Here is an 18,943-nt window from a genome sequence, read left to right as displayed (position 1 = left end):
GGGGTATTCATGAGACCACGCGTGGTGGCCGCCGCGGGCGGCGCGATCGCTCTGGTGGTGGCATTGGGTGCGTGCTCGAAGAACACGGGCGAGGGCACCACCGTGGACACCGACCGGCAGCAGACCGGGGTCATCGCGACCGACCCCAAGGACTCGCAGGGGCCGGCCGCCGAGGTGAGCGGTGCCCAGAAGGGCGGCACCTTCACCATCATCCGGGAGTCGCCGATCTCCCACCTGGACCCGCAGCGGACGTACTCGTTCGCCGGTCTGATGACCAACCCGCTCTTCGCGCGCTACCTGACCACCTGGAAGGACGACGGCAAGGGCGGCCTGGTCCTGGTTGGCGACCTGGCCGAGACGCCGGGCAAGAACGTCAACAACGACTGCAAGGTCTGGGAATTCACGATCAAGGACGGGGTGAAGTTCGAGGACGGCCGGCCGATCACCTCCAAGGAGATCGCGTACGGCATCGCCCGGTCCTTCGACCCGGACCTCTCCGGCGGCCCCACCTACATCCAGGAGTGGCTGGCCGACACCCCGCAGTTCGACACCAAGTGGGACTTCAAGAAGAACAAGACGTCGCTGCCGCCCGGCCTGAGCACTCCGGACGCCAAGACGCTGCGCTTCGAGTTCGCCAAGCCCCGCTGTGACCTGCCGTTCGCGGTCTCGCTGCCGACCACCGCGCCGCTGCCCGCCGACAAGGACACCGGCGTCGACCTGGACAAGCAGCCGTTCTCGTCCGGCCCGTACAAGGTCGCCAAGAACCAGGTCGGTGTGCAGATCACCCTGGACCGCAACCCCAACTGGGACGCGAAGACCGACCCGGTCCGGCACCAGTACCCGGACCAGTTCGTCTGGAGCTTCGGCCCGACCGCGGACGCCGCCAACAACCGGGTGATCGCCGACAACGGCGCCGACCAGAGCGCCCTCGCCTTCAACACCGTGCCCGCCTCGCTTGTCGCCAAGGTGGCCGGGGACGCCGCGCTCAAGTCGCGGACGATCCTGTCGCCGACCCCGAGCGCCAACCAGCTCGTGATCAACAACCAGCGGGTGACCGACCTGAAGGTCCGCCAGGCACTCAACTACGCCATCGACCGCGAGGGCTTCATCAAGGCGATGGGCGGGCAGACCGTCGCCGCGCCGCTGACCACGCTGATGCCGTCGGCCACCATCGGCTACAAGGCGTACGACGCGTACCCGGCGGGCGCCAACGGCAACGTGGACAAGGCCAAGGAGCTGCTCGGCGGCAAGACGCCGGAGCTGGTCCTCGGCGTCGCCGACAACTCGACGGAGCAGCAGCAGGGCGCACAGCTCAAGGCCAACCTGGAGCGCGCCGGCTTCAAGATCACGCTGCGGAACATCTCCGACGACGCGAAGCTCGACGAGATCAAGAAGAAGGACAACCCCTGGGACCTGTACATCGGTAACTGGGCGGCGGACTGGCCGAGCGGGGCGTCGATCCTGCCGGTGCTCTACGACGGCCGCACCATCAAGGCCGAGGGCAACAGCAACCAGTCCTACTTCAACGACCCGACGATCAACGCGGAGATGGACCGCATCCAGGCCATGCCCGCCGCCGACCAGGGTCCCGAGTGGGCCAAGCTCGACGAGCGGATCATGAAGGAGCATGCACCGGTGGTGCCGCTCTTCGTCGACGTGGCCTACAACGTGCACGGGTCGAAGGCCGGCGGGATCTTCATCTCCAGCGTCTTCGGCTACCCGTCGTTCGTGAACGCGTACGTCACGCCGTAAGTCACACTTTGGCAGGCAGGGTCCCCTCTCGACAGCGTCGTCAGGGGACCCTTGCCATCTGGACGGCCCGAAATGAGGCGCCTCACGACACGTCAGGCCAGGAGCTCGCGGGCCAGGGCCTCGGTCCACCAGCGTTCGACCTGATCGGGTTGCCAGCCGCGTTCGTCGGTAAGTGTGGCGTAGACGTCGATGTTGCAGATTGCCGCGTAGATATCGACGGCCGACCGTATGTCTAGTCCTTGCCGGAGAACGCCGCCTGGCCACGACGAGAACACCTGGATCCTGGTCTTGTCCCCCTGCTGACGGCCGTCGCGGTAGGCGGTCGCCAGCGCGGGCTCGGTGCGGCCCGCCTCGCGTACGAGCGCGATGATGTCACCGGCACGCTCGAAGAGTCGCCGGTCGTAGCCGGCCATCGCCGCGAGCTGCCGCACCGGATCGTTGTCGGCACCTTCCAGTTCGGCGAGCGACTGCGATGGATCCGCGGCGATGTCTGCCGCGTCGGCCAGGGCCTGGATCAGCCCGGTCTTGTTCCCGTACACCGCGTAGACGGTCGGCACCGAGACCCCCGCCTCCCGCGCCACGTCACGTACCGTGGTCGCCGCCCAGCCGCGGGAGAGGAACAGCCGACGAGCGGCGCTGGCGATCTCACCCCTGGTCTCTGCCGCTTGCGCCACCCGGCGCAGCGACTCGTACCTCCGCCTGCCTGTCTCGTCGGTCATGGCTTGCCTCTTTCGGTTTCCGGGTCATATATTGAATGTATGTTGCGCAAACTCGGCGTCGGAAACACCTGGACGTTCTCTCGGATCGCCGGACTCGCCGGACTCGGCTTCGCCATCCTGATCGCCTCCACCAACGCATTCCTGGTGCCAGCCGGCCTGCCCCACACCGGCGCAGAGACCAACGACGTTGTCGAGTTTTTCACCACCCAACAGAACACCGTCGGCCTCGCGTCGGCACTCGCCCCGATCGCCTGGGTGCTGGCAACCCTGTTCGGCGCCGGCGCGGTCTCCGTGCTGTGGCGATCCGACCGCGAGCACGGCACGGCCTGGTGCCTGGTCGGATTCGCCGGAGTGATCATGCAGAACATCACCTTCACCGGCGTGATGGCCACCCGGCTCGCGCTCGCGTCAACGACCGCGCAGGACAGCAGCACGATCGCCGGACTCTGGGCACTACACAACGCGCTGTTCATCTTCAACGGCACCTTCCTGGCACTGGCCCTGACCGGCCTGTCCATCAGCGGCCGGCGCGCCGGCCTGATCCGCCGCTGGCACAGCGGAATCGGTCTGCTTGCCGCCGCACTCCAGTTCGGCTCGGCCGTGCTGAGCCCTCTGACCATCGACGACCCCGGTACGGTCGGTCTCCTCGGCCTTGTCGGATGGCTGATCTGGGTCGTGTGGATCGTCGCCTACGGCATCACCCTGATCCGCCCGACATCCGTTGCCCATCCAGGCGAAACCGAATAGTCGACGCCGAGCGCAAACCAGCTCGTGATCAACAACCAGCGGGTGACCGACCTGAAGGCGGGTCCCCTCCCGACAGCGTCGTCGGGAAGTTCTGCCGGACGGGTCGCCGAAACCGAGGCGATAGGGTGGCACGGTGTTCTCCGCCGGCGAGCGTGACTCGATCCGAGAGCGGTTACTCGGCCTGGCCGAAGAAGACCTCGCCGTCGTCGGGGCCGCCATCACCGGATCCCACGCCCTCGACGGCAGCGACCGATGGTCGGACATCGACCTGGTGTTCGGCATCGAAGGACCGCTGGAATCCGCGATGCGCCGCTGGACCGATCTGCTCCACCGGGACTTCGCCGCCGTGCACCACTGGGACCTACCGTCCGGCTCGGCGGTGTACCGGGTGTTCCTGCTCCCCGGCCTGCTCGAGGTGGACATCGGGTTCGTTCCGGCCGCGGAGTTCGGGCCGCACGGCCCGACCTGGCGTACCGTCTTCGGGCAACCCCTACCGGCGAAGGAAGACCCGTCCCCTGCTCGGCGGACCCTGGCCGGGCTGGGCTGGCACCACGCCCTGCACGCGTGGACGTGCATCCAACGACACCGATGGTGGCAGGCCGAGCAGTGGATCGCCGCCCTACGCGGCCAGGTTCTCGCCCTGGCCTGCTTGCGACTCGGTCACCCCACGAGCCATGCGAAGGGCGCCCACCTGCTTCCCACGGAGGTGACCGCGCCGCTTAACGCCACCCTGGTACGCGCGCTCGACGAAGCCGAACTCACCCGTGCCCTCAGCGCGGCGACGGCTGCGCTGATCACGGAAGTCGCGCTCGCGGACGCGGCCCTTGCGGCCCGACTCGCCGCCACCCTCAGCGACCTGCGCGACGATGCCAACCGGGTCGTGAATCTCCACACCGGCTGTTAGCGTCGCGGCATGTTCGCCACCGATCGGGTCCGACTGCGCCCGCCCACGCCCGACGACGCGCCGGACATGTTCCGCCTCTACGGTGATCCCGAGTTGCACCTGATCACAGACGGCGAGCCGTTCCTGCCGCGTCACGTCGGCCAAGTCCGCGCCCGGCTGGAGAAACAGGTCACCGAGCCGCTCGACGGTCAGGCCCCGGTGCCGCTGCTGGCCGAAACCGTGGCCGACGGCACGTTCCTCGGTGGCGGCGCGCTGTGGGGGATCAACGCGTTCAACCAGTACGCCCACCTCGGCATCTCGCTGCTACCCGAGGCACGCGGCCAGGGGTACGGGACCGAAGTGATCCGGTTGCTCTGCCGGTACGGCTTCCGCAACCGCAACCTACGCCGTCTGGAACTGGAGACGGTGGTCAGCAACACGGCCATGCGGCGTACCGCGGAGAGGTGCGGCTTCACGCACGAAGGCACTCAGCGGGAGCGCGAGTACGACGGCGACGGCTTCGTGGACATGGTGATCTACGGTCTGCTCCGGCGCGACTGGACGCCGTAGCCGGCCAACGCCGTCCAGTCGTGATCGTGCGGCTCAGGCGCTCGGGACGTCGGACGTGAATCAGGGCTGGGCCGTGTCGTCAATGGTGGTGCTCTGCTGTGGACGAAGCGCGGTCAGCAGACTGTCGAGTTGACCCCAGGCCCGCGCGCTGGAGATGTGGTCGATGTAGTCGCGGGACTCGATGATGAGCCCGTCGCGGATGCGCATCACGAAGACACACGGCACCGTGAACTCCTCGCCTGTCTCGTCGACCCACCCCTGATAGGCGAACTCGGCGACGATCACCTCCGGGTCGGCGGTTTCGTGAATCGTCACGTCGACCGGCTTACGGGTCAGCGTCCGGGCGACCGGAGGTGGCGCGGTGAAGTGCTCGTGCAGCTCACTGCGGCTGAGCAGTGGTGGCGGGCTGAGCGGGTGGAACGGATGCGTGACGTGGGTTTGTTCGGCGTACAGGTCGGCCAGGTCTTCGTACGGACCGTCGCAGACGCCGTTCACCAGCCGGAGGAAGGTTTCGCGTGGGCTACTCATGCCGGCATCCTTCGAATCGGTAGATGTCACTTTGGGGCATGCCGAGGACTGCATCCGGGAATGGCCGGCACCCCATCGACGGCACCCTACCGACCTCAGCTCCGACTTGACTGCCCCGAAGAGGCGACACCTCGGCGGCATGGCGGACGGCATGCGGTCCGCACCAAACCGTGTTTGCTCGATGTACCGTCCGTAGCAGTGGTCCTCGGATCCGGCCTGCTGTCCGGATAGTCGATTGGGGGCGTCGTCGTGTCGCATGTCGATCCGCGCTTCGGTGCCCACCTTCGTGCGCTGCGCACCAACCAGGGGATGTCTCTACGGGCACTGGGGCAGCTCGCTCATCGGGGCAAGAGCCACCTGCACGATCTGGAGACCGGGGCGAAGGCCCCCACCCCGGAAACGGCCAGGCACCTCGACGAGGTACTGCAAGCCGGCGGGACACTCATCCGCCTGGTGGACGAGCCTGTCGACCACGACACCGAGGCCGGGGAATTGCTGGCTCGCGTGCGGGTCAGCGATGTCAGTGGCGAGACTCTCGCTCGGATCGAGGCGGGTGTGGACGACCTGGCAAGCGCGTACGCGACGACGCTACCGGTCGATCTGCTTCCCCTGGTGCGACGGCAGTTGGCCTACGTGGGGCGGCTGCTCGACGGTCGTGGGACGTTGGCGCAGCGGCGACGGCTCGTCGTTGCCGGTGGTTGGCTGACCGTGCTGCGGGCGACCGTGCACATTGATCTGCTGCAACCACCTGCGGCGGGTGCTCACCTGCGCACGGCCATGGCTCTTGCCGAGCATGCCGAGCATCCGGAGATCCAGGCGTGGTGTCTGGAGACGCAGGCGTGGGACTGGCTCACGCACGGCGACTACCGGCGGGCGATGGACCTGTCGCGGCAGGCGCAGCGGGTGGCTCCTCGGGGTAGTTCGGCGTACATCCAGGCGACCGCCCAGGAGGCGCGGGTGTGGGCGCGGTTGGCTGATGTAGGGCGGACGCGTGAGGCGTTGGATCGGCTGGAGCAGTTGACCGCGAATCTGCCGCTTCCGGATCGGGCCGAGCACCACTACCGGTACGACCCAACGAAGGCGTTGGCGTACACGGCGACCACGCTGTCATGGGCGGGTGACCCGGCCGCCGAGCAGATGGCCCGGACCGCCCTGTCGGAATTGGACCCCCGCGGCGATGGCGGTGAGCGGCCACGGCGCTCTGCTTCCGCCCGTCTGGATCTCGCGATGGCACTGTTGGCCACCGGTCAGCCAGACGAAGCCAGTGTCGTCGCCGCTGACGCGGTCCGGTCGGGGCGGGTGGTGTGCTCGAACTGGTGGCGGGCGCGGGAAGTGCTCCGGAAGGTCGAGCACACCGGGACGGCGGAGGCAGCAGCATTCCGCGAGGTGTACGAGGCGTACCGGCCCGTGGCCCGATAGCGGACGGCACGCGCGACCAGCGGACACCCGCTAGCTTTCTGTGATCGCCTGTTCACCGGATGCTGTTCGTGAGGGCGGGATCGGTACGAGCAGGTCGCCAAGCGACACCACCCGCCCCTGCCAGCGGAGGTGGGTATGAGCGGCAAGGACGACACCGGTACGCCCAACACGGGCGAGCGGATCGACGCCGACGAACAGGAAGCGGCCAAACGTCGGTTGCTCGCGCAGGCCGAGGCGGAGCGGATCCCGGTGGAGGAGACGACTCGGGCCGTGCCGGATCGGCGGTGGCGTGGTGAGCCGTGACCCGGTGCCCATCGGCCGGCGGGTCGCGTACCTGCGGGTGCGGCGGAGGCTGTCGCAGCAGTCGTTCGCGGATCGGTTGGGGAAGTCGAAGAGCTGGGTGGACAAGGTCGAGCGTGGGGTCCGGTCCCTGGAGCGGGTGTCGACCATCCGGGACGTCGCGGCGGTGTTGCGGGTCGACGTCGCGGCGCTGCTCGGTCGTGATGTGCAGCCCACCGGGGTGGCCGAGCATCGCGAGGGCGTCGCGCGGATTCGGGTGGCGCTGTCCGCGTACCCGATGGCTTTTGGTCGCCCGGCGGGCCGGGAGGTGATGTCCGCCGAGCGGTTGGCGCGGGAGGTGCGGCAGGTGTGGATGACCTACCAGCATGCCCGGTATCCGCGTCTGGTCGAGTTGCTGCCCACAGTGGTGACGGAGGTGCACCGCGCCCACGTGCATGACCCGGAGGCCGGGCGGGCGGCGGTGGTGGAGGTGTACCGGGTGACGGCGGCGCTGCTGGTCAAACTGGGTGAGGGGAGCCTCGCGTGGTTGGCCGCTGACCGGGCGATGTCGGCCGCCGCCGGTGACCGGGTGTTGCTGGGTTGCGCGGCGGTGCAGCTCGGTCAGGCGTTGCGGGCATCAGCTCGGGCGGGACCGGTGCTGCTCGCCGCCGCTTCCCAGATCGCCGACGGCACGCCGGATGGGATGTCGCTGCGGGGATCGCTGCTGGTGCAGGCCGCTCTGGTCGCGGCCCGGGCGGGTGACGACCGGGCGGCCGGTGACCTGCTGGACGAGGCTGCCGAGCTGGCCGCTCGGGTGGGCGACGGACATGATCGTTGCTGGACGGCGTTCGGGCCGACGGCCGTCGAGCTGGCCCGGGTCACGGCCGCCGTGGAGTTGGGCGACGGGCCGCAGGCGGTCGCGCGGCACGAGGAGGCGACCGGGCGGGACGGGTGGCGGTGGCTGCCGATCGAGCACCGGGCGGCGCACCTGATCGACGCGGCGCGCGGCTACCTCCAGGCGGACGACCCCACCAACGCGGCCCGGGTCCTGTTGCGGGCCGACAGCATCGCGCCCGCCGAGATCCGCCACCGGCCGGCCGCCCGGGACGTGGTCGCCCAGGTCGCCCGCGCTCCGGACGCCCCACCGATGATCACCCAACTCGCCATCGGACTCGGCGTGCTGTAGGACCGGCGCGATATGCGTCCTGCCTCATCCAAGTGCGTTGCAGGCGTCAGTGATCATTGGGCGGTGATCACCCCTGCCGCGCTCTCGGCCGACTCCGGTGCGTTCTCGTTGGCCGTTCCGCCGCTGGTTGCCGCTCTGGCTCCGGCGCGGAGCATCCTCATCGCCGGAGCGGGCGGGGGGTTCGACGTGTACGCGGGCCTGCCCCTGGCGTTCGCCCTGTGGCGCGCCGGCGCGCAGGTGCACCTGGCCAACCTCTCCTTCTCGGAACTTGAGTTGATCGACCGGGACGCGTGGGTGGTGGACAACGTCGCAGCCGTACAGCCGGATACCGCCAGCCCCGACTGGTACTTCCCCGAACGGACGCTCGCCCGATGGCTGGCGGCCCAGCAACTGCCGTCGACGGTGTACGCGTTTCCGCCGCTCGGTGTCCAGCCGCTGCGGGCGGCGTACCGGCACCTGGTGGAGCACCTCGACATCGACGCGGTGGTCCTGGTCGACGGCGGCACGGATGTCCTGCTGCGGGGCGACGAGAGCGACCTCGGCACGCCGGTGGAGGACATGACCAGCGTCGCCGCCGTGGCCGCGCGGCCGAGCATCGTCCAAGGGCAGATCGCCGCCGCCACCAGCGGCGCTTTCGGGGACGTCCGATTCACCAGGCGTACCGGCGGCGGCGACCTCTTCGTCAACCCGCTGATGGCCATCTATTTCACAGTGGATCTGGACAAACTCGCGGCCCGATGCCTGTACCTCGACCGTATTGAGAACACCGTCGGCAGACGGCAGGTCATCACACGCATCCAGGCGTTCCGCGACGAACTCCTCGACGCACGCATCCCCCGCGCGTTCCCACACTGATCGCTCGCCAGCGGCGGAGCGTGCGCCCGGGGGTGTCGCTGTGACCTCACCGGTCGGCGTCGTAGGCCTGCCGTGCCTGCTGCACCTCGCCGAGGTGGGCGTCGGCCCAGGTGGTCAGGTGCGCGAAGAGCGGACCGAGGCTGGCACCCAGCTCGGTGATCTCGTATTCGACCCGGGGTGGCATTTCGGCGTAGTAGGTGCGTGCCACCAGCCCGTCGCGTTCGAGTTGGCGTAGCCGTTGCGTGAGCACCTTCGGTGTGATGCTGGTCAGCCGGCGTTCCAGCTCCACGAACCGTTGCCGCCCGTACTCGTGCAGAGCCCACAGGATGGGTGTGGTCCATCGACTGAACACGATGTCGACGACCGGCGCGACCGGGCAGGCCAGCTCGGGGTGCGCTGACCGTTGCATGTGGCCTCCGTCATATAGCCATTACTATCCTCTAGGTACCTACTATATCGGCGCTACTAACGTCGCCTCCAACCGCGTGAACGACGCGGTCGACTTGGAGGTTCAGACATGTTCGTCGTGACAGGTGCCACCGGGAACGTCGGTCGGAAGCTGTTGTCGATCCTCGCGGCGTCGGGTGCCGCGGCGTCGGCGGTGTCCCGTGCACGACGTCCGGTCGTCGTACCGGACGGCGTGCGCCACCATCGCGCGGACCTGGAGCGGCCGGAGAGCCTGCGGCCGGCGCTCGCTGGCGCCGAGGCGTTGTTCCTGCTCGTGGAGGGCGCCGGGGCGCATCTCGACGTGCCCGAGATCCTGCGGGTCACCACGGACGCCGGCGTGAAACGCATCGTGCTGCAATCCTCGCAAGCGGTCGGCACCAGGCCTGGGACCGCGTCGCACGCGCCGCTGCACGCCATCGAAGAGCAGGTACGCCGCTCCGGCCTCGACTGGACGATCCTGCGCCCTGGCGGCTTCGCCTCCAACGCCCTCGGCTGGGCCGAGTCGGTTCGCAAGGGACGTACGGTGGCCGCACCGTTCGGTGAGGTCGGTCTGCCGGTGATCGACCCGGACGACATCGCCGAGGTGGCGGCCGTCGCCCTCCGCGACGACGCCCACGCCGGTCGCACGTACGAGTTGACCGGTCCCGTGCTGAGCACACCACGTGAGCGGGTTGCCGATCTCGCCACCGCGCTCGGCGAACCGATCAGCTTCGTCGAGCAGACGCCCGACGAGGCCCGCGAACAGTTGCTGCGGTTCATGCCCCCGGCGGTGGTCGAGGGAACGCTGGCGATCATCGGCGCGCCGACCGCACGGGAGCAGCGGATCAGCCCGGACGTGGCGGAGGTCCTGGGCCGACCGCCACGCCCCTTCGCCGCGTGGGCCGCGCGCAACGTCGACGCCTTTCGCTGACGCGGCAGGCCATCGACCGTCTCCTCCCTCGGACTGATGACCGGCCAGCCGTGCGCGGCTGGTCGGTCATCAGCAGGGCCGTGAGCGGCTGATCAGGGGACGATCACCACACCGCCGCGCACGCCGCCTCGGGCCAGCCGGTCGTGGGCCGCCGCCGCGTCGGCGAAGGGGTACACGTCAGCGACCCGGAGCGGGATGTCGCCGCTGGTGACGAGTTTGACCAACTCACCCAGCCGGGATCCGTCCGGTAGCACCTCCAGCCCGAAGGTCCGGATTCCCCGCACCGGCTCCGGGCGAAGTGGAGGTGACGCCGCCACGTATCCGCCGCCGTCCCGGACGAGGTCCAGCAGCGCGGGGCCGATCACCGCCAGGTCGATGACCGCGTCGAACGTCCCCGTCGGATCGTCGGCGCGCGACAGGAACGCCGCGCCCAGCGACTCGACGAACTCGCGGTCGTCGGGCCCGGCGAGTCCCGTGGCGCGCAGGCGGGCCGCCCGGGCCAGCGCCAGCACGAACCCACCGACCTGTCCCGCGGCGCCGGTGACGAGCACGGTCGAGCCCGCGGGTAGCGCGAGCAGGTCAAGGGCCTGGGCGGCGGCCAGGCCATTGGTCGGCAGGGTCGCCGAATCGGTGGCGGAGACACCGGTGGGCGCGGAGGTCAGCCCGGCGGCGTCGAGGACCACGTACTCCGCGTGGGCGCCGACCGTGGTTTGCAGCCAGTGCGAGAAGCCGATGACCTCGTCGCCGACCGCGAACTCCTCGACCGACGGCCCGACCGCGTCGATGCTGCCGGCAACGTCCCAGCCCGGCGTGTACGGCAGGCCGGTCGGCAACGGGGCCGGAAACCGGCCGGAGCGGAGCATCAGATCGACCGGATGGACGACTGACGCCGCGACCCGCACCCGGACCTGCCCCGGACCGGGCTCGGGCACCGGCACGTCGATCACGTGCAGGACCTCCGGCCCTCCGAACTGTGCATAGCTGACTGCGCGCATCGCCGACTCCTTCGTGGGACCTCTTTGATCACCACAACCGTACGAATCCTCGGCACTGTCAGTAAGTAGGTACCGTAAAGTGCCTAGGGAACCGGAGGAGACGAGATGGCGACGATGACTGCGGCGCAACGCCGCGAGCAGGCCAAACGTGACTACGACGCGTTCCTGGAACGATGCCCGACCCGCGAGCTGCTCAGCAGGCTCACTGACAAGTGGGTGGCCCTGGTGATCCCGGCGCTCGCCAGCGGCCCGCAGCGGCACGGCGAACTCGCCCGCCGCATCGCCGGCGTCAGCCAGAAGATGCTCACCCAGACCCTGCGCACGTTGGAACGCGACGGCCTGGTCACCCGCACGGTCACCGCCTCGATGCCGGTCCGCGTCGACTATGCGCTCACCCCGCTCGGCCATGAGCTGTTCCCGGTCATGATCGCGATCAAGGACTGGGCCGAGACGCACATGGACCGCGTCTTCGAAGCCCGGACCCAATTCGACGCCCGCCCCTGAGAGCCTGCGAACGCCTCTCATGTCAGAGTCAGTTGGACCGTATCCGTCCATGGGCCATGCTGGTGCGCACTGCCAAGATCACCGTCGCTTGCCACTGTGCGAACAGGAGATCTTGGACAGTTGCCGTTCCTCGCTGACAGTTCCTCGCTGACGGAAACTGTCCAAGATTCACGGTCCCGGCGTCGCCGGATCAGGTCATCTGGCCTTGGGAGACGTGCTGCGGGCATCGGTGCGGGAAGCCCGGTGATGCACCGACGGCTCGCCAGACTGTCGCTGGCAGCCGCTAGGGTCCGCGTCGTGGACGACACCTCGACGGCCCGGCGGACCGCCCACGCGTACGTCGATCTTCTGGAGCGCCGCGACTGGTCCGGGTTGGCCGCGCTGCTCACCGATGACGTGGTCTACGAGATGCCGCAGACCCGGGAGCGCATTCGCGGCCGGGACACGTTCCTGCGGTTCAACACCGATTATCCCGGCGATTGGCACCTCCGGCCGCGACGAGTGGTCGCCGATGGCCGCTTCGCCGCCCTGTTGCTCGACGTCCGCGTCGGCGACGAGCAGCAGGACGCGTGCGTCTGGCTCGAGATGTCCGAGCATGGGCTGGTCAACAAGATCATCGACTACTGGCCCGACCCGTACGATCCGCCGTCGGGTCGGGAACACCTCGTGGAGCGTTGGTGACCGTGGCCCTACCGCAGCTCTAGTAGCCGAGTGGCTTCGTGAAATCCGACACCGCCGCAGTTTCCCCGCTGCGATGCCGGAGTCCAGCCCCAGCCCCCAACCCGTCCTGATCTCAGGAACGACCGATGGTGCGGTCGAGGAAGTCGTGGATCATCGGCGCGGCGACGTCGATCTTGTCTTCCAGCAGGAAGTGACCGGTGTCGAGCAGGTGGAATTCGGCCGCCGGCAGATCCTTGCGATAGGGGTGGGCACCAGCGGCCGGGAAGACCGGGTCGTTCTGGCCCCAAACGACAAGCGTCGGCGGCTGGTGGTCGCGGAAGAAGGCATGGAACTCCGGGTACAACGTGACGTTGCTGCCGTAGTCGTAGAACAGGTCCAGCTGGATGTCCGCGTTGCCGGGGCGAGCGAGCTGCATGTCGTCGTGGGCCCACCGGTCGGGGTCGAGCCGACTGAGGTCCTGCACCCCCGCCGTGTACTGCTGCTCGACCGTGTCGGAGTTGAGGATGAACGCGATTGCCTGACGGCGCTCGTCGGTCTTCTCCGCCCAGTATGCCTTGATCGGATCCCAGAACTCGCTCAGGCCCTCCTCGTACGCGTTGCCGTTCTGCACGATGAGCGCGCTGATCCGCTCAGGCCCCTTGAGGGCCATCCGGAACCCCGTCGGCGCCCCGTAGTCGAAACAGTAGAGCGCATAGCGATCCACGCCGAGTTGGCCGAGGAGGCCGTCCATCAGATCTGCGAAGTTGGCGAAGGTGTAGTCGAACGTCGACCGGTCCGGGCTGGCGCTGTGGCCGAAACCCGGGAAGTCCGGTGCGATCACCCGGTACCGGTCCGCGAGCAGGGGAATCAGGTGGCGGAACTGCGAGGATGCCGTGGGAAATCCGTGCAGCAGCAGGACGGCCGGCCCGTCGGCCGGGCCGGCCTCGCGGTAGAAGATATCGATTCCGTTCACGGTCGCCGTGCGAAAGTGCGTGACCGGGAACTCGCCTTCCTGCACGGCGGCGACCGAGGGTTTCTGCGCAATGCCCACCATTGTGGAGTCCTTTCGGAATGAGGGATAGCGGTGTCGCCCTCGGCAATCCCGGAGCCGGGTCCCGCTTTCGTCAGCATGGCATGCGGCAGGACCCCTGACGTGCCGAAATCGGTTATCGAATACCGCCTACAGCAGATGTGTGCGGAGGAAGTCGAGTTCCAGCGGGAGCAGTCGCTCGGCGGTGCCGTTCGCGGCCAGGTGGGTGGCGCCGGTCAGCGGCAGGACAGCGTGCGGGCGGCCGGTGCTCAGCAGGGCCGCGGAGAGCCGGAGCGTGTGCGCGGCCACCACGTTGTCGTCGGCCAGGCCGTGCACCAGCAGCAACGGGCGGGCCTGATCGGGGCCGGTGAGCGGCTCGGCGGCCAACTCGACGAGTGAATGGTGCGCGTAGACGTCCATGCCGTCCTCGGGCAACCCCAGATAACGTTCGGTGTACGCCGTGTCGTACAGCGTCCAGTCGGTCACCGGCGCTCCCGCGATCCCGCACCGGAACAGCTCCGGGTGGCGCAGCACCGCCAACCCGGCCAGCCACCCGCCGAACGACCAACCACGAATCCCCACCCGTCCCATGTCCAGGTCGGGGTGCTTACCGGCGAGCGCGGTCAGGGCGTCGATCTGGTCGGTCAGGGTCACGTCGGCCATCCGCCGGTGGATCGCCTTCTCGAACGACGGGGCCACCCCCGGCGTACCCCGGTTGTCGATGGTGACCACCGCGAACCCGGCATCGGCCCACCACTGCCGCTCCAACCACGCGGCCCGGGCCGCCACGACCTCCTGGTGCCCCGGCCCGCCGTAGATGTCCAGCAGCACCGGCAGCCGCCGGCCCGTCACGTGGTTGTCCGGGTAGAGCACCGCCGCCGGCAGCCGCCGATCGGTCACCCGTTCCAGCAACGGCAGCGGAGAGTACGGAGGGGTGGCGGCCAGCGACCGCAGCTCGGCCAACTCGTGGTCACCGCGCCGGACCGTCCACCGCACCCCCGCGTGGTCAAGTGACGCGACCCCGACGGCCAGCACGTCACCGCCCACGGCGGCGGTGTACCAACCCGGGTCGGTGGTGATCCGGCGCGCGTCCACCCCACCGCCGATGGTGGTACGGACCCGGAACAGGTGCCGCTCGCTCGGCTCACCGTCGCTGGCCTCGACCAGCAGGTCGGCCGGCCCGGAACTGGCCGGCAGTCGACCCACGACCCGCCGCACGTACAGCGACGGCGGAGTGAGCAGGGTGCCGTCCGCGAACAGGCACCGCGCGTCGTACCCGTCGTGGGCCAACTCCCCGCCGACGAGCACCCGGCCGTCCGGCAGGTGCGCCGGGGTGCCGGTGATCGGCTCGACCCAGCGCGGATCGGCCAGCTCCGCGTGCACCTGCGTCTCACCCGTCCGGGGATCCACCGCGAGCACCAGCCCGTGCTGCTGCGACCGGCGCAACACGGTGATCAGTGGGCTGCCCTCGACCCAGCTGACCGCGGTCAGGTACGGGTAGGTCTCCCGGTCCCAGTGCACGTCGACCCAGCCGTCGTCGAGGTCCAGCAGGTGCAGGCTGACCTCCGCGTTCGGCCCACCAGCCCGGGGGTACGCCACGGCGGTCGGCGCGCTGGCCGGCTCGGCCGGGTCGTGCAGGTGCCAGCGTTCCAGGCGGGACTCGTCGACGCGGGCGGCGAGCACCATGCGCCCGTCCGGCGCCCACCAGTACCCCCGGAACCGGCCGAACTCCTCCGCCGCGATGTGCTCGGCCAACCCCCAGCTCACCCCGGCGTCCTCGCCGGCCAGCAGGGTGTCGGTGCCGTCTGCCTCGATCACCCGCAGCTCGCCGCGACGCACACCCTCGCCCGCGTCGGTCACGTACGCCAGCCGCTGCCCGGTCGGGTCGGGACGCGGATCCAGCACCGGACCGACGGTGGCCACCTCCACCACGTCACCGTGCACCAGATCGGCCCGGAACAACCGCCCGGCCAGCGCGAACACCGCGATCCGCCCGGCGGCGTCCAGCGCGTACGAGCCGATGCCCGCGGCACTGAGCCGTAGGCGCTCACGAAGCGCGCGTTCGCCGGGGGAGAGGGACCGCACGTCCCCGCCCTCGCCCAGCAGGGTCGCCGGGTCGGCGATCAGTCGCTCCTCGGCGGTGGCCACGTCCAGCAACCAGAGCGCGTCCGCCGGGTCCTCCGGTCCGGCCGAGCGCAGGAAGATCACCCGGGAGCCGTCGTCGGCCACGGAGACAGCGCGCGGCGCGCCGTGGCTGAACCGGCGGGTGCGGGCGGCCAGCTCCGGAAAGTCCACAGACCAAATCGTAGAGCGGTACGGGAGGTGATGTGGCCGACCTGGGCGGACGCGTCGACGCCGGTGGGACCTGGCTGCCGGTTAGAGTGACCGTCGTGACGATGCTGCCCGACCGCCGCCTGCTGCTGGTCCACGCGCACCCCGACGACGAGTCGATCGGCACCGGCTCGACGATGGCCCACTACGCCGCCGACGGTGCCCACGTCACGCTTGTGACCTGCACCCTCGGCGAGGAGGGCGAGATCCACGTGCCCGCGCTGGCCCAGCTCGCCGCCGCCGAGGCCGACCAGCTCGGCGGGTATCGGATCGCGGAGCTGACCGCCGCGTGCGCCGCGCTCGGCGTCAGCGACCACCGCTTCCTGGGCGGCGCCGGCCGCTACCGCGACTCGGGGATGATGGGGCTCGCCACCAACGAACACCCCCGCGCCTTCTGGCAGGCCGACCTCGACGAGGCCGCCGGGCATCTCGTGGAGATCATCCGAGAGGTACGCCCGCAGGTGCTGATCACGTACGACCCGAACGGCTTCTACGGCCACCCCGACCACATCCAGGCCCACCGGGTCGCGATGCGCGCTGTCGAGCTGGCCGCCGCCGAGGGCTGCGCCCCGCTGAAGGTCTACTGGACCGCGATGCCGCTCAGCGTCCTGGAGGCCGGCATGGCGCACTTCGCCGGGTCCTCCGACAACCCGTTCGGTGGCATCGCCGACATCGCCGACCTCCCCTTCGGCACCCCGGACGCCCAGATCGCCGCCCGGATCGACGGCACCGACCAGCACGCGGCCAAGGAAGCCGCGATGCGGGCGCACGCCACCCAGATCCCGGCCACCTCCTGGCTCTACTCGATCGCCGGCAACTTCGGCGGCGAGTTCATGGGCGTGGAGTTCTTCACCCTCGCGGTCGGCGAGAAGGGACCAGGCTCCGGGCCGTACGCCTGGGAGGACGACCTCTTCGCCGGGCTCCCCGAGGAGACCGCGCCGGACCGGTCTCCGGTCGGGGCCGCGTCGGACCGGTCTCCGGTCGGGGCCGCGTCGGACCGGTCTCCGGTCGGGGCCGCGTCGGACCGGTCCTCGGTCGCGGCGGCGGGTTCCCGGTGACCCTGCCCGCGTCGATGACGGTTTTGGACGACCAGGATGCCCCGCCCCCGGCGGGACCACCGCCGCGACTGTTCGACCTGGGCCTGCGGCTGGCCGGCGCGGTCGTCGTGGTGGTCGCCGGAGTGCTGAGCGGGGTGCTGGAGTTGCTGCTCTCCACGGTCCGCGTCGGCGGGCAGTTGATCGGCGTGTCGGCGCTCCTCGCCGTCGGTGCCAACATCGTGCTGAGCTGGTTCGCGCACGAGGCGGTCGGGCGCAGGTGGGCGGTGGCGCTGCCGGCCGTGCCCTGGTTCGCGCTGATGGCGGTGGCCGCCATCCGGACCAACGAGGGTGACCTGTTGCTGGCCGGCGACAACTGGGTCGGCCTGGCCATGATCGTGGCCGGCGCGATGACCTTCGCGGTGATGGGCTTCCGGCAGATCCTCGCTCCGCCGTCCACGGTCGGGCTGATGACGCCACCCAGGTAAGGGTGGTAGATATTCCAGCCAGGGATGTGAGCCCCGCGACGGGGCGTACGGCAGGAGGTCCGGTGGTGGACAGACGGTGGCGTGACATCGCGGTGCTCGTGGCAGCACTGTTCGCGGTCAACATAGTCGCCCGGCTGATCATCCGGTTCGGCTTCGAGCAGGATGACACTGCCGCCGACCGGGTGTCGTTGGCGATGTTCGCGGTGATCGGGGTGACCCTGGCGGTGATCGCCTTCCGCTGGGGTCGTCGCCGGCCGGTGGCGGACTGGGCGGCCGACATGGCCCTCGTGGTGTTGGCGGCGATGCTGTTGACCGTGTTGGTCGGGCCTCTGCTGATCGGCCACAACCCGTTCGCTGGCGGCGCGCCGACGTTCTTCGCCCAGCTCTGGCTGTACCTGCTCGCCTCCGGCGCCGGGGTGCTGATCGGCTACCTGGTGCTCACCGCGCTGGGGCGTGACTACCGCTCGTGGCAGCTCAAGCGGTACGCCGAGGTCAAAGCCGCCAAACCCCGCCGCGTCGTCCGCCGCTGACAAGCTCGCAAGCCACGACCGACCGAACCGGTGGGCAAGCGGGGCGTGCGTGGCTCGGCGGGCCGGCGTGCGGGCTGGGCGGGCTGGGCGGGCCGGCGTGCGTGGCTGGGCGGGCCGGCGTGCGGGCTGGGCGGGCCGGCGTGCGTGGCTGGGCGGGCCCGGCGTGCGGGCTGGGCGGGCCTGCGTGCGTGGCTGGGCGGGCCGGCGTGCGGGCTGGGCCGGGCGTGCGTGGCTGGGCGGGCCCGGCGTGCGTGGCTGGGCGAGCGTGGGCCTGGCTTAGGGGAGGGCTTAGCTTAGGCGGCCTGATCTGCCCGGGCTCGCGGCTTGATCAACTCGGCTTTCAGTAAGTCGGGCTGTCCCGAGCGGTCGGATGCCCCGGTTTCTTGTTGGTCAACTCGGGTTTCGTGAAGTCGGGCCGTCCTGGGCAGGCGGATGCCGCGACTTCCTGAAAGTCGAGTCGATCACGGTGCCGGGCTTACCGCGTGTGCTGGGCTTGCCGCGTGTGCCGGGCTTGCCGCGTGTGCCGGGCTTGCCGCGTGCGCGGGGCTGGGTCAGTGTGGGGCGATTCGGGTCAGGTAGGTGTGGTGTGTGCTGAAACCGAGTCGCTGGTAGAGCGCCACCGCCGCCGTGTTGTGCTGCTCGACCTGGAGGAATGCGTGCGTCGCGCCACTGGACACGCCCCAGCCGGCCAACTCGTTGATCACCCGGACAGCCAGCCCTTGACGGCGGGCGGCCGGTAGAACCTCGATGAGGCTGAGGCCCAGCCAGCGCCCCTGACCGGTCACCGTGCCTCGGCCGACCGCCACCAGCGTGCCGTCGACGTACACGTGGGCGAAACGGACCAGGTTCACGGCGGTGAGCACGGCCCGTGCGGCGTCCGGCAGGCCGCCCTTGCGGCCGGCGGCGATGGCCAGCCACTCCGCGCTCGGCGCGCTGGCCAGCTCTACGACCGCACTGCTCCACGCGCCGGCGTGCTCGACTGCGCCGGCGTGCTCGACTGCGCCGGCGTGCTCGACTGCGCCGGCGTGCTCGACTGCGCCGGCGTGCTCGACTGCGCCGGCGTGCTCGACTGCGCC

21 protein-coding genes are annotated in these 18,943 nt (G+C 69.9%); 14 read left to right on the top strand and 7 right to left on the bottom strand.

Going from position 1 to position 18,943, the window contains the following annotated elements; genetic code table 11:
* The first annotated feature begins 9 nt into the window (after positions 1-9).
* Positions 10-1,752 carry an ABC transporter substrate-binding protein gene (locus tag AB0C25_RS31025; RefSeq protein ID WP_357377877.1) on the top strand — a complete coding sequence of 581 codons (1,743 nt, stop codon included), beginning with the start codon at positions 10-12 and terminating at the stop codon, positions 1,750-1,752.
* 92 nt (positions 1,753-1,844) lie between these two features.
* On the opposite strand, the gene AB0C25_RS31020 is transcribed toward AB0C25_RS31025, so the two are convergent.
* Positions 1,845-2,471 (bottom strand): helix-turn-helix domain-containing protein, encoded by a 627-nt coding sequence (locus AB0C25_RS31020; protein WP_357377875.1) that lies wholly within the window; start codon positions 2,469-2,471, stop codon positions 1,845-1,847.
* Positions 2,472-2,474: 3 nt separating this feature from the next.
* Here AB0C25_RS31020 and AB0C25_RS31015 point away from each other — a divergent pair, with 3 nt between their 5' ends.
* The 3 genes from AB0C25_RS31015 to AB0C25_RS31005 all read left to right on the top strand — a co-directional run bounded on the left by AB0C25_RS31015 (position 2,475) and on the right by AB0C25_RS31005 (position 4,671).
* Complete coding sequence (locus AB0C25_RS31015) at positions 2,475-3,218, top strand: hypothetical protein (RefSeq protein WP_357377873.1); 744 nt, start codon at positions 2,475-2,477, stop codon at positions 3,216-3,218.
* Between the two features lie 133 nt (positions 3,219-3,351).
* Positions 3,352-4,122, top strand: coding sequence for a hypothetical protein (locus AB0C25_RS31010; RefSeq protein WP_357377871.1), 771 nt, complete (start codon positions 3,352-3,354; stop codon positions 4,120-4,122).
* 9 nt (positions 4,123-4,131) lie between these two features.
* Complete coding sequence (locus tag AB0C25_RS31005; RefSeq protein WP_357377869.1) at positions 4,132-4,671, top strand: GNAT family protein; 540 nt, start codon at positions 4,132-4,134, stop codon at positions 4,669-4,671.
* Between the two features lie 60 nt (positions 4,672-4,731).
* On the opposite strand, the gene AB0C25_RS31000 is transcribed toward AB0C25_RS31005, so the two are convergent.
* Positions 4,732-5,199 carry a nuclear transport factor 2 family protein gene (locus AB0C25_RS31000; protein ID WP_357377867.1) on the bottom strand — a complete coding sequence of 156 codons (468 nt, stop codon included), beginning with the start codon at positions 5,197-5,199 and terminating at the stop codon, positions 4,732-4,734.
* 234 nt (positions 5,200-5,433) lie between these two features.
* Here AB0C25_RS31000 and AB0C25_RS30995 point away from each other — a divergent pair, with 234 nt between their 5' ends.
* From AB0C25_RS30995 to AB0C25_RS30980, 4 genes are all read left to right on the top strand, one after another.
* Positions 5,434-6,618: a helix-turn-helix domain-containing protein gene (locus tag AB0C25_RS30995; RefSeq protein ID WP_357378047.1), complete on the top strand. Its 1,185-nt coding sequence runs from the start codon at positions 5,434-5,436 to the stop codon at positions 6,616-6,618.
* Positions 6,619-6,753: 135 nt separating this feature from the next.
* Entirely contained in the window at positions 6,754-6,921 is a 168-nt protein-coding gene (locus tag AB0C25_RS30990) for a hypothetical protein (RefSeq protein WP_357377865.1), read from the top strand.
* Positions 6,911-8,083 (top strand): helix-turn-helix domain-containing protein, encoded by a 1,173-nt coding sequence (locus AB0C25_RS30985; protein WP_357377863.1) that lies wholly within the window; start codon positions 6,911-6,913, stop codon positions 8,081-8,083. The genes AB0C25_RS30990 and AB0C25_RS30985 overlap by 11 nt, the downstream gene beginning before the upstream one ends.
* A gap of 63 nt (positions 8,084-8,146) precedes the next feature.
* Positions 8,147-8,938 (top strand): DUF1152 domain-containing protein, encoded by a 792-nt coding sequence (locus AB0C25_RS30980; RefSeq protein ID WP_357377861.1) that lies wholly within the window; start codon positions 8,147-8,149, stop codon positions 8,936-8,938.
* A gap of 46 nt (positions 8,939-8,984) precedes the next feature.
* Here the strand turns inward: AB0C25_RS30980 and AB0C25_RS30975 are convergent, their stop codons facing one another.
* Positions 8,985-9,347, bottom strand: coding sequence for a helix-turn-helix domain-containing protein (locus tag AB0C25_RS30975; RefSeq protein ID WP_357377859.1), 363 nt, complete (start codon positions 9,345-9,347; stop codon positions 8,985-8,987).
* A 108-nt stretch (positions 9,348-9,455) separates the two neighbouring features.
* Between AB0C25_RS30975 and AB0C25_RS30970 the strand changes: the two genes are divergently transcribed.
* Positions 9,456-10,295: an NAD(P)H-binding protein gene (locus AB0C25_RS30970; protein WP_357377857.1), complete on the top strand. Its 840-nt coding sequence runs from the start codon at positions 9,456-9,458 to the stop codon at positions 10,293-10,295.
* Positions 10,296-10,387: 92 nt separating this feature from the next.
* On the opposite strand, the gene AB0C25_RS30965 is transcribed toward AB0C25_RS30970, so the two are convergent.
* Positions 10,388-11,290: an NADP-dependent oxidoreductase gene (locus AB0C25_RS30965; protein ID WP_357377855.1), complete on the bottom strand. Its 903-nt coding sequence runs from the start codon at positions 11,288-11,290 to the stop codon at positions 10,388-10,390.
* A 105-nt stretch (positions 11,291-11,395) separates the two neighbouring features.
* On the opposite strand from AB0C25_RS30965, the gene AB0C25_RS30960 reads away from it, so the two are divergent.
* Both AB0C25_RS30960 and AB0C25_RS30955 read left to right on the top strand, forming a co-directional pair.
* Positions 11,396-11,794, top strand: a complete 399-nt coding sequence (locus tag AB0C25_RS30960) for a helix-turn-helix domain-containing protein (RefSeq protein WP_357377853.1) — start codon at positions 11,396-11,398, stop codon at positions 11,792-11,794.
* A 267-nt stretch (positions 11,795-12,061) separates the two neighbouring features.
* Complete coding sequence (locus AB0C25_RS30955; RefSeq protein WP_357378045.1) at positions 12,062-12,475, top strand: nuclear transport factor 2 family protein; 414 nt, start codon at positions 12,062-12,064, stop codon at positions 12,473-12,475.
* A gap of 112 nt (positions 12,476-12,587) precedes the next feature.
* Here AB0C25_RS30955 and AB0C25_RS30950 read toward each other — a convergent pair whose 3' ends face one another.
* Positions 12,588-13,508, bottom strand: a complete 921-nt coding sequence (locus AB0C25_RS30950; RefSeq protein WP_357377851.1) for an alpha/beta hydrolase — start codon at positions 13,506-13,508, stop codon at positions 12,588-12,590.
* A gap of 126 nt (positions 13,509-13,634) precedes the next feature.
* Positions 13,635-15,779 carry a prolyl oligopeptidase family serine peptidase gene (locus AB0C25_RS30945; protein ID WP_357377849.1) on the bottom strand — a complete coding sequence of 715 codons (2,145 nt, stop codon included), beginning with the start codon at positions 15,777-15,779 and terminating at the stop codon, positions 13,635-13,637.
* An 86-nt stretch (positions 15,780-15,865) separates the two neighbouring features.
* On the opposite strand from AB0C25_RS30945, the gene mshB reads away from it, so the two are divergent.
* From mshB to AB0C25_RS30930, 3 genes are all read left to right on the top strand, one after another.
* Positions 15,866-16,873, top strand: coding sequence for an N-acetyl-1-D-myo-inositol-2-amino-2-deoxy-alpha-D-glucopyranoside deacetylase (gene mshB, locus AB0C25_RS30940; RefSeq protein ID WP_357377847.1), 1,008 nt, complete (start codon positions 15,866-15,868; stop codon positions 16,871-16,873).
* A gap of 14 nt (positions 16,874-16,887) precedes the next feature.
* Positions 16,888-17,337 carry a hypothetical protein gene (locus tag AB0C25_RS30935; protein ID WP_357377845.1) on the top strand — a complete coding sequence of 150 codons (450 nt, stop codon included), beginning with the start codon at positions 16,888-16,890 and terminating at the stop codon, positions 17,335-17,337.
* Between the two features lie 65 nt (positions 17,338-17,402).
* Entirely contained in the window at positions 17,403-17,867 is a 465-nt protein-coding gene (locus tag AB0C25_RS30930) for a hypothetical protein (protein WP_357378043.1), read from the top strand.
* Between the two features lie 551 nt (positions 17,868-18,418).
* Here the strand turns inward: AB0C25_RS30930 and AB0C25_RS30925 are convergent.
* Positions 18,419-18,943 (bottom strand): GNAT family N-acetyltransferase (locus tag AB0C25_RS30925; RefSeq protein ID WP_357377843.1); only part of this gene is annotated, 525 nt, incomplete at its 5' end.

It is taken from the genome of Micromonospora sp. NPDC048839 (assembly GCF_040649915.1).
GTDB lineage: Bacteria > Actinomycetota > Actinomycetes > Mycobacteriales > Micromonosporaceae > Micromonospora.
This window is presented reverse-complemented; position numbering and strand designations above follow the sequence as displayed.

Coding starts and splice junctions, on each gene's coding strand:
- AB0C25_RS30975 (WP_357377859.1), bottom strand. CDS start 9,347: ATGCAACGGTCAGCGCACCCCGAGCTGGCCTGCCCGGTCGCGCCGGTC.
- AB0C25_RS31000 (WP_357377867.1), bottom strand. CDS start 5,199: ATGAGTAGCCCACGCGAAACCTTCCTCCGGCTGGTGAACGGCGTCTGC.
- AB0C25_RS31025 (WP_357377877.1), top strand. CDS start 10: ATGAGACCACGCGTGGTGGCCGCCGCGGGCGGCGCGATCGCTCTGGTG.
- AB0C25_RS31005 (WP_357377869.1), top strand. CDS start 4,132: ATGTTCGCCACCGATCGGGTCCGACTGCGCCCGCCCACGCCCGACGAC.
- AB0C25_RS30990 (WP_357377865.1), top strand. CDS start 6,754: ATGAGCGGCAAGGACGACACCGGTACGCCCAACACGGGCGAGCGGATC.
- AB0C25_RS30935 (WP_357377845.1), top strand. CDS start 16,888: ATGACGGTTTTGGACGACCAGGATGCCCCGCCCCCGGCGGGACCACCG.
- AB0C25_RS30950 (WP_357377851.1), bottom strand. CDS start 13,508: ATGGTGGGCATTGCGCAGAAACCCTCGGTCGCCGCCGTGCAGGAAGGC.
- AB0C25_RS30970 (WP_357377857.1), top strand. CDS start 9,456: ATGTTCGTCGTGACAGGTGCCACCGGGAACGTCGGTCGGAAGCTGTTG.
- AB0C25_RS30965 (WP_357377855.1), bottom strand. CDS start 11,290: ATGCGCGCAGTCAGCTATGCACAGTTCGGAGGGCCGGAGGTCCTGCAC.
- AB0C25_RS31020 (WP_357377875.1), bottom strand. CDS start 2,471: ATGACCGACGAGACAGGCAGGCGGAGGTACGAGTCGCTGCGCCGGGTG.
- AB0C25_RS30960 (WP_357377853.1), top strand. CDS start 11,396: ATGGCGACGATGACTGCGGCGCAACGCCGCGAGCAGGCCAAACGTGAC.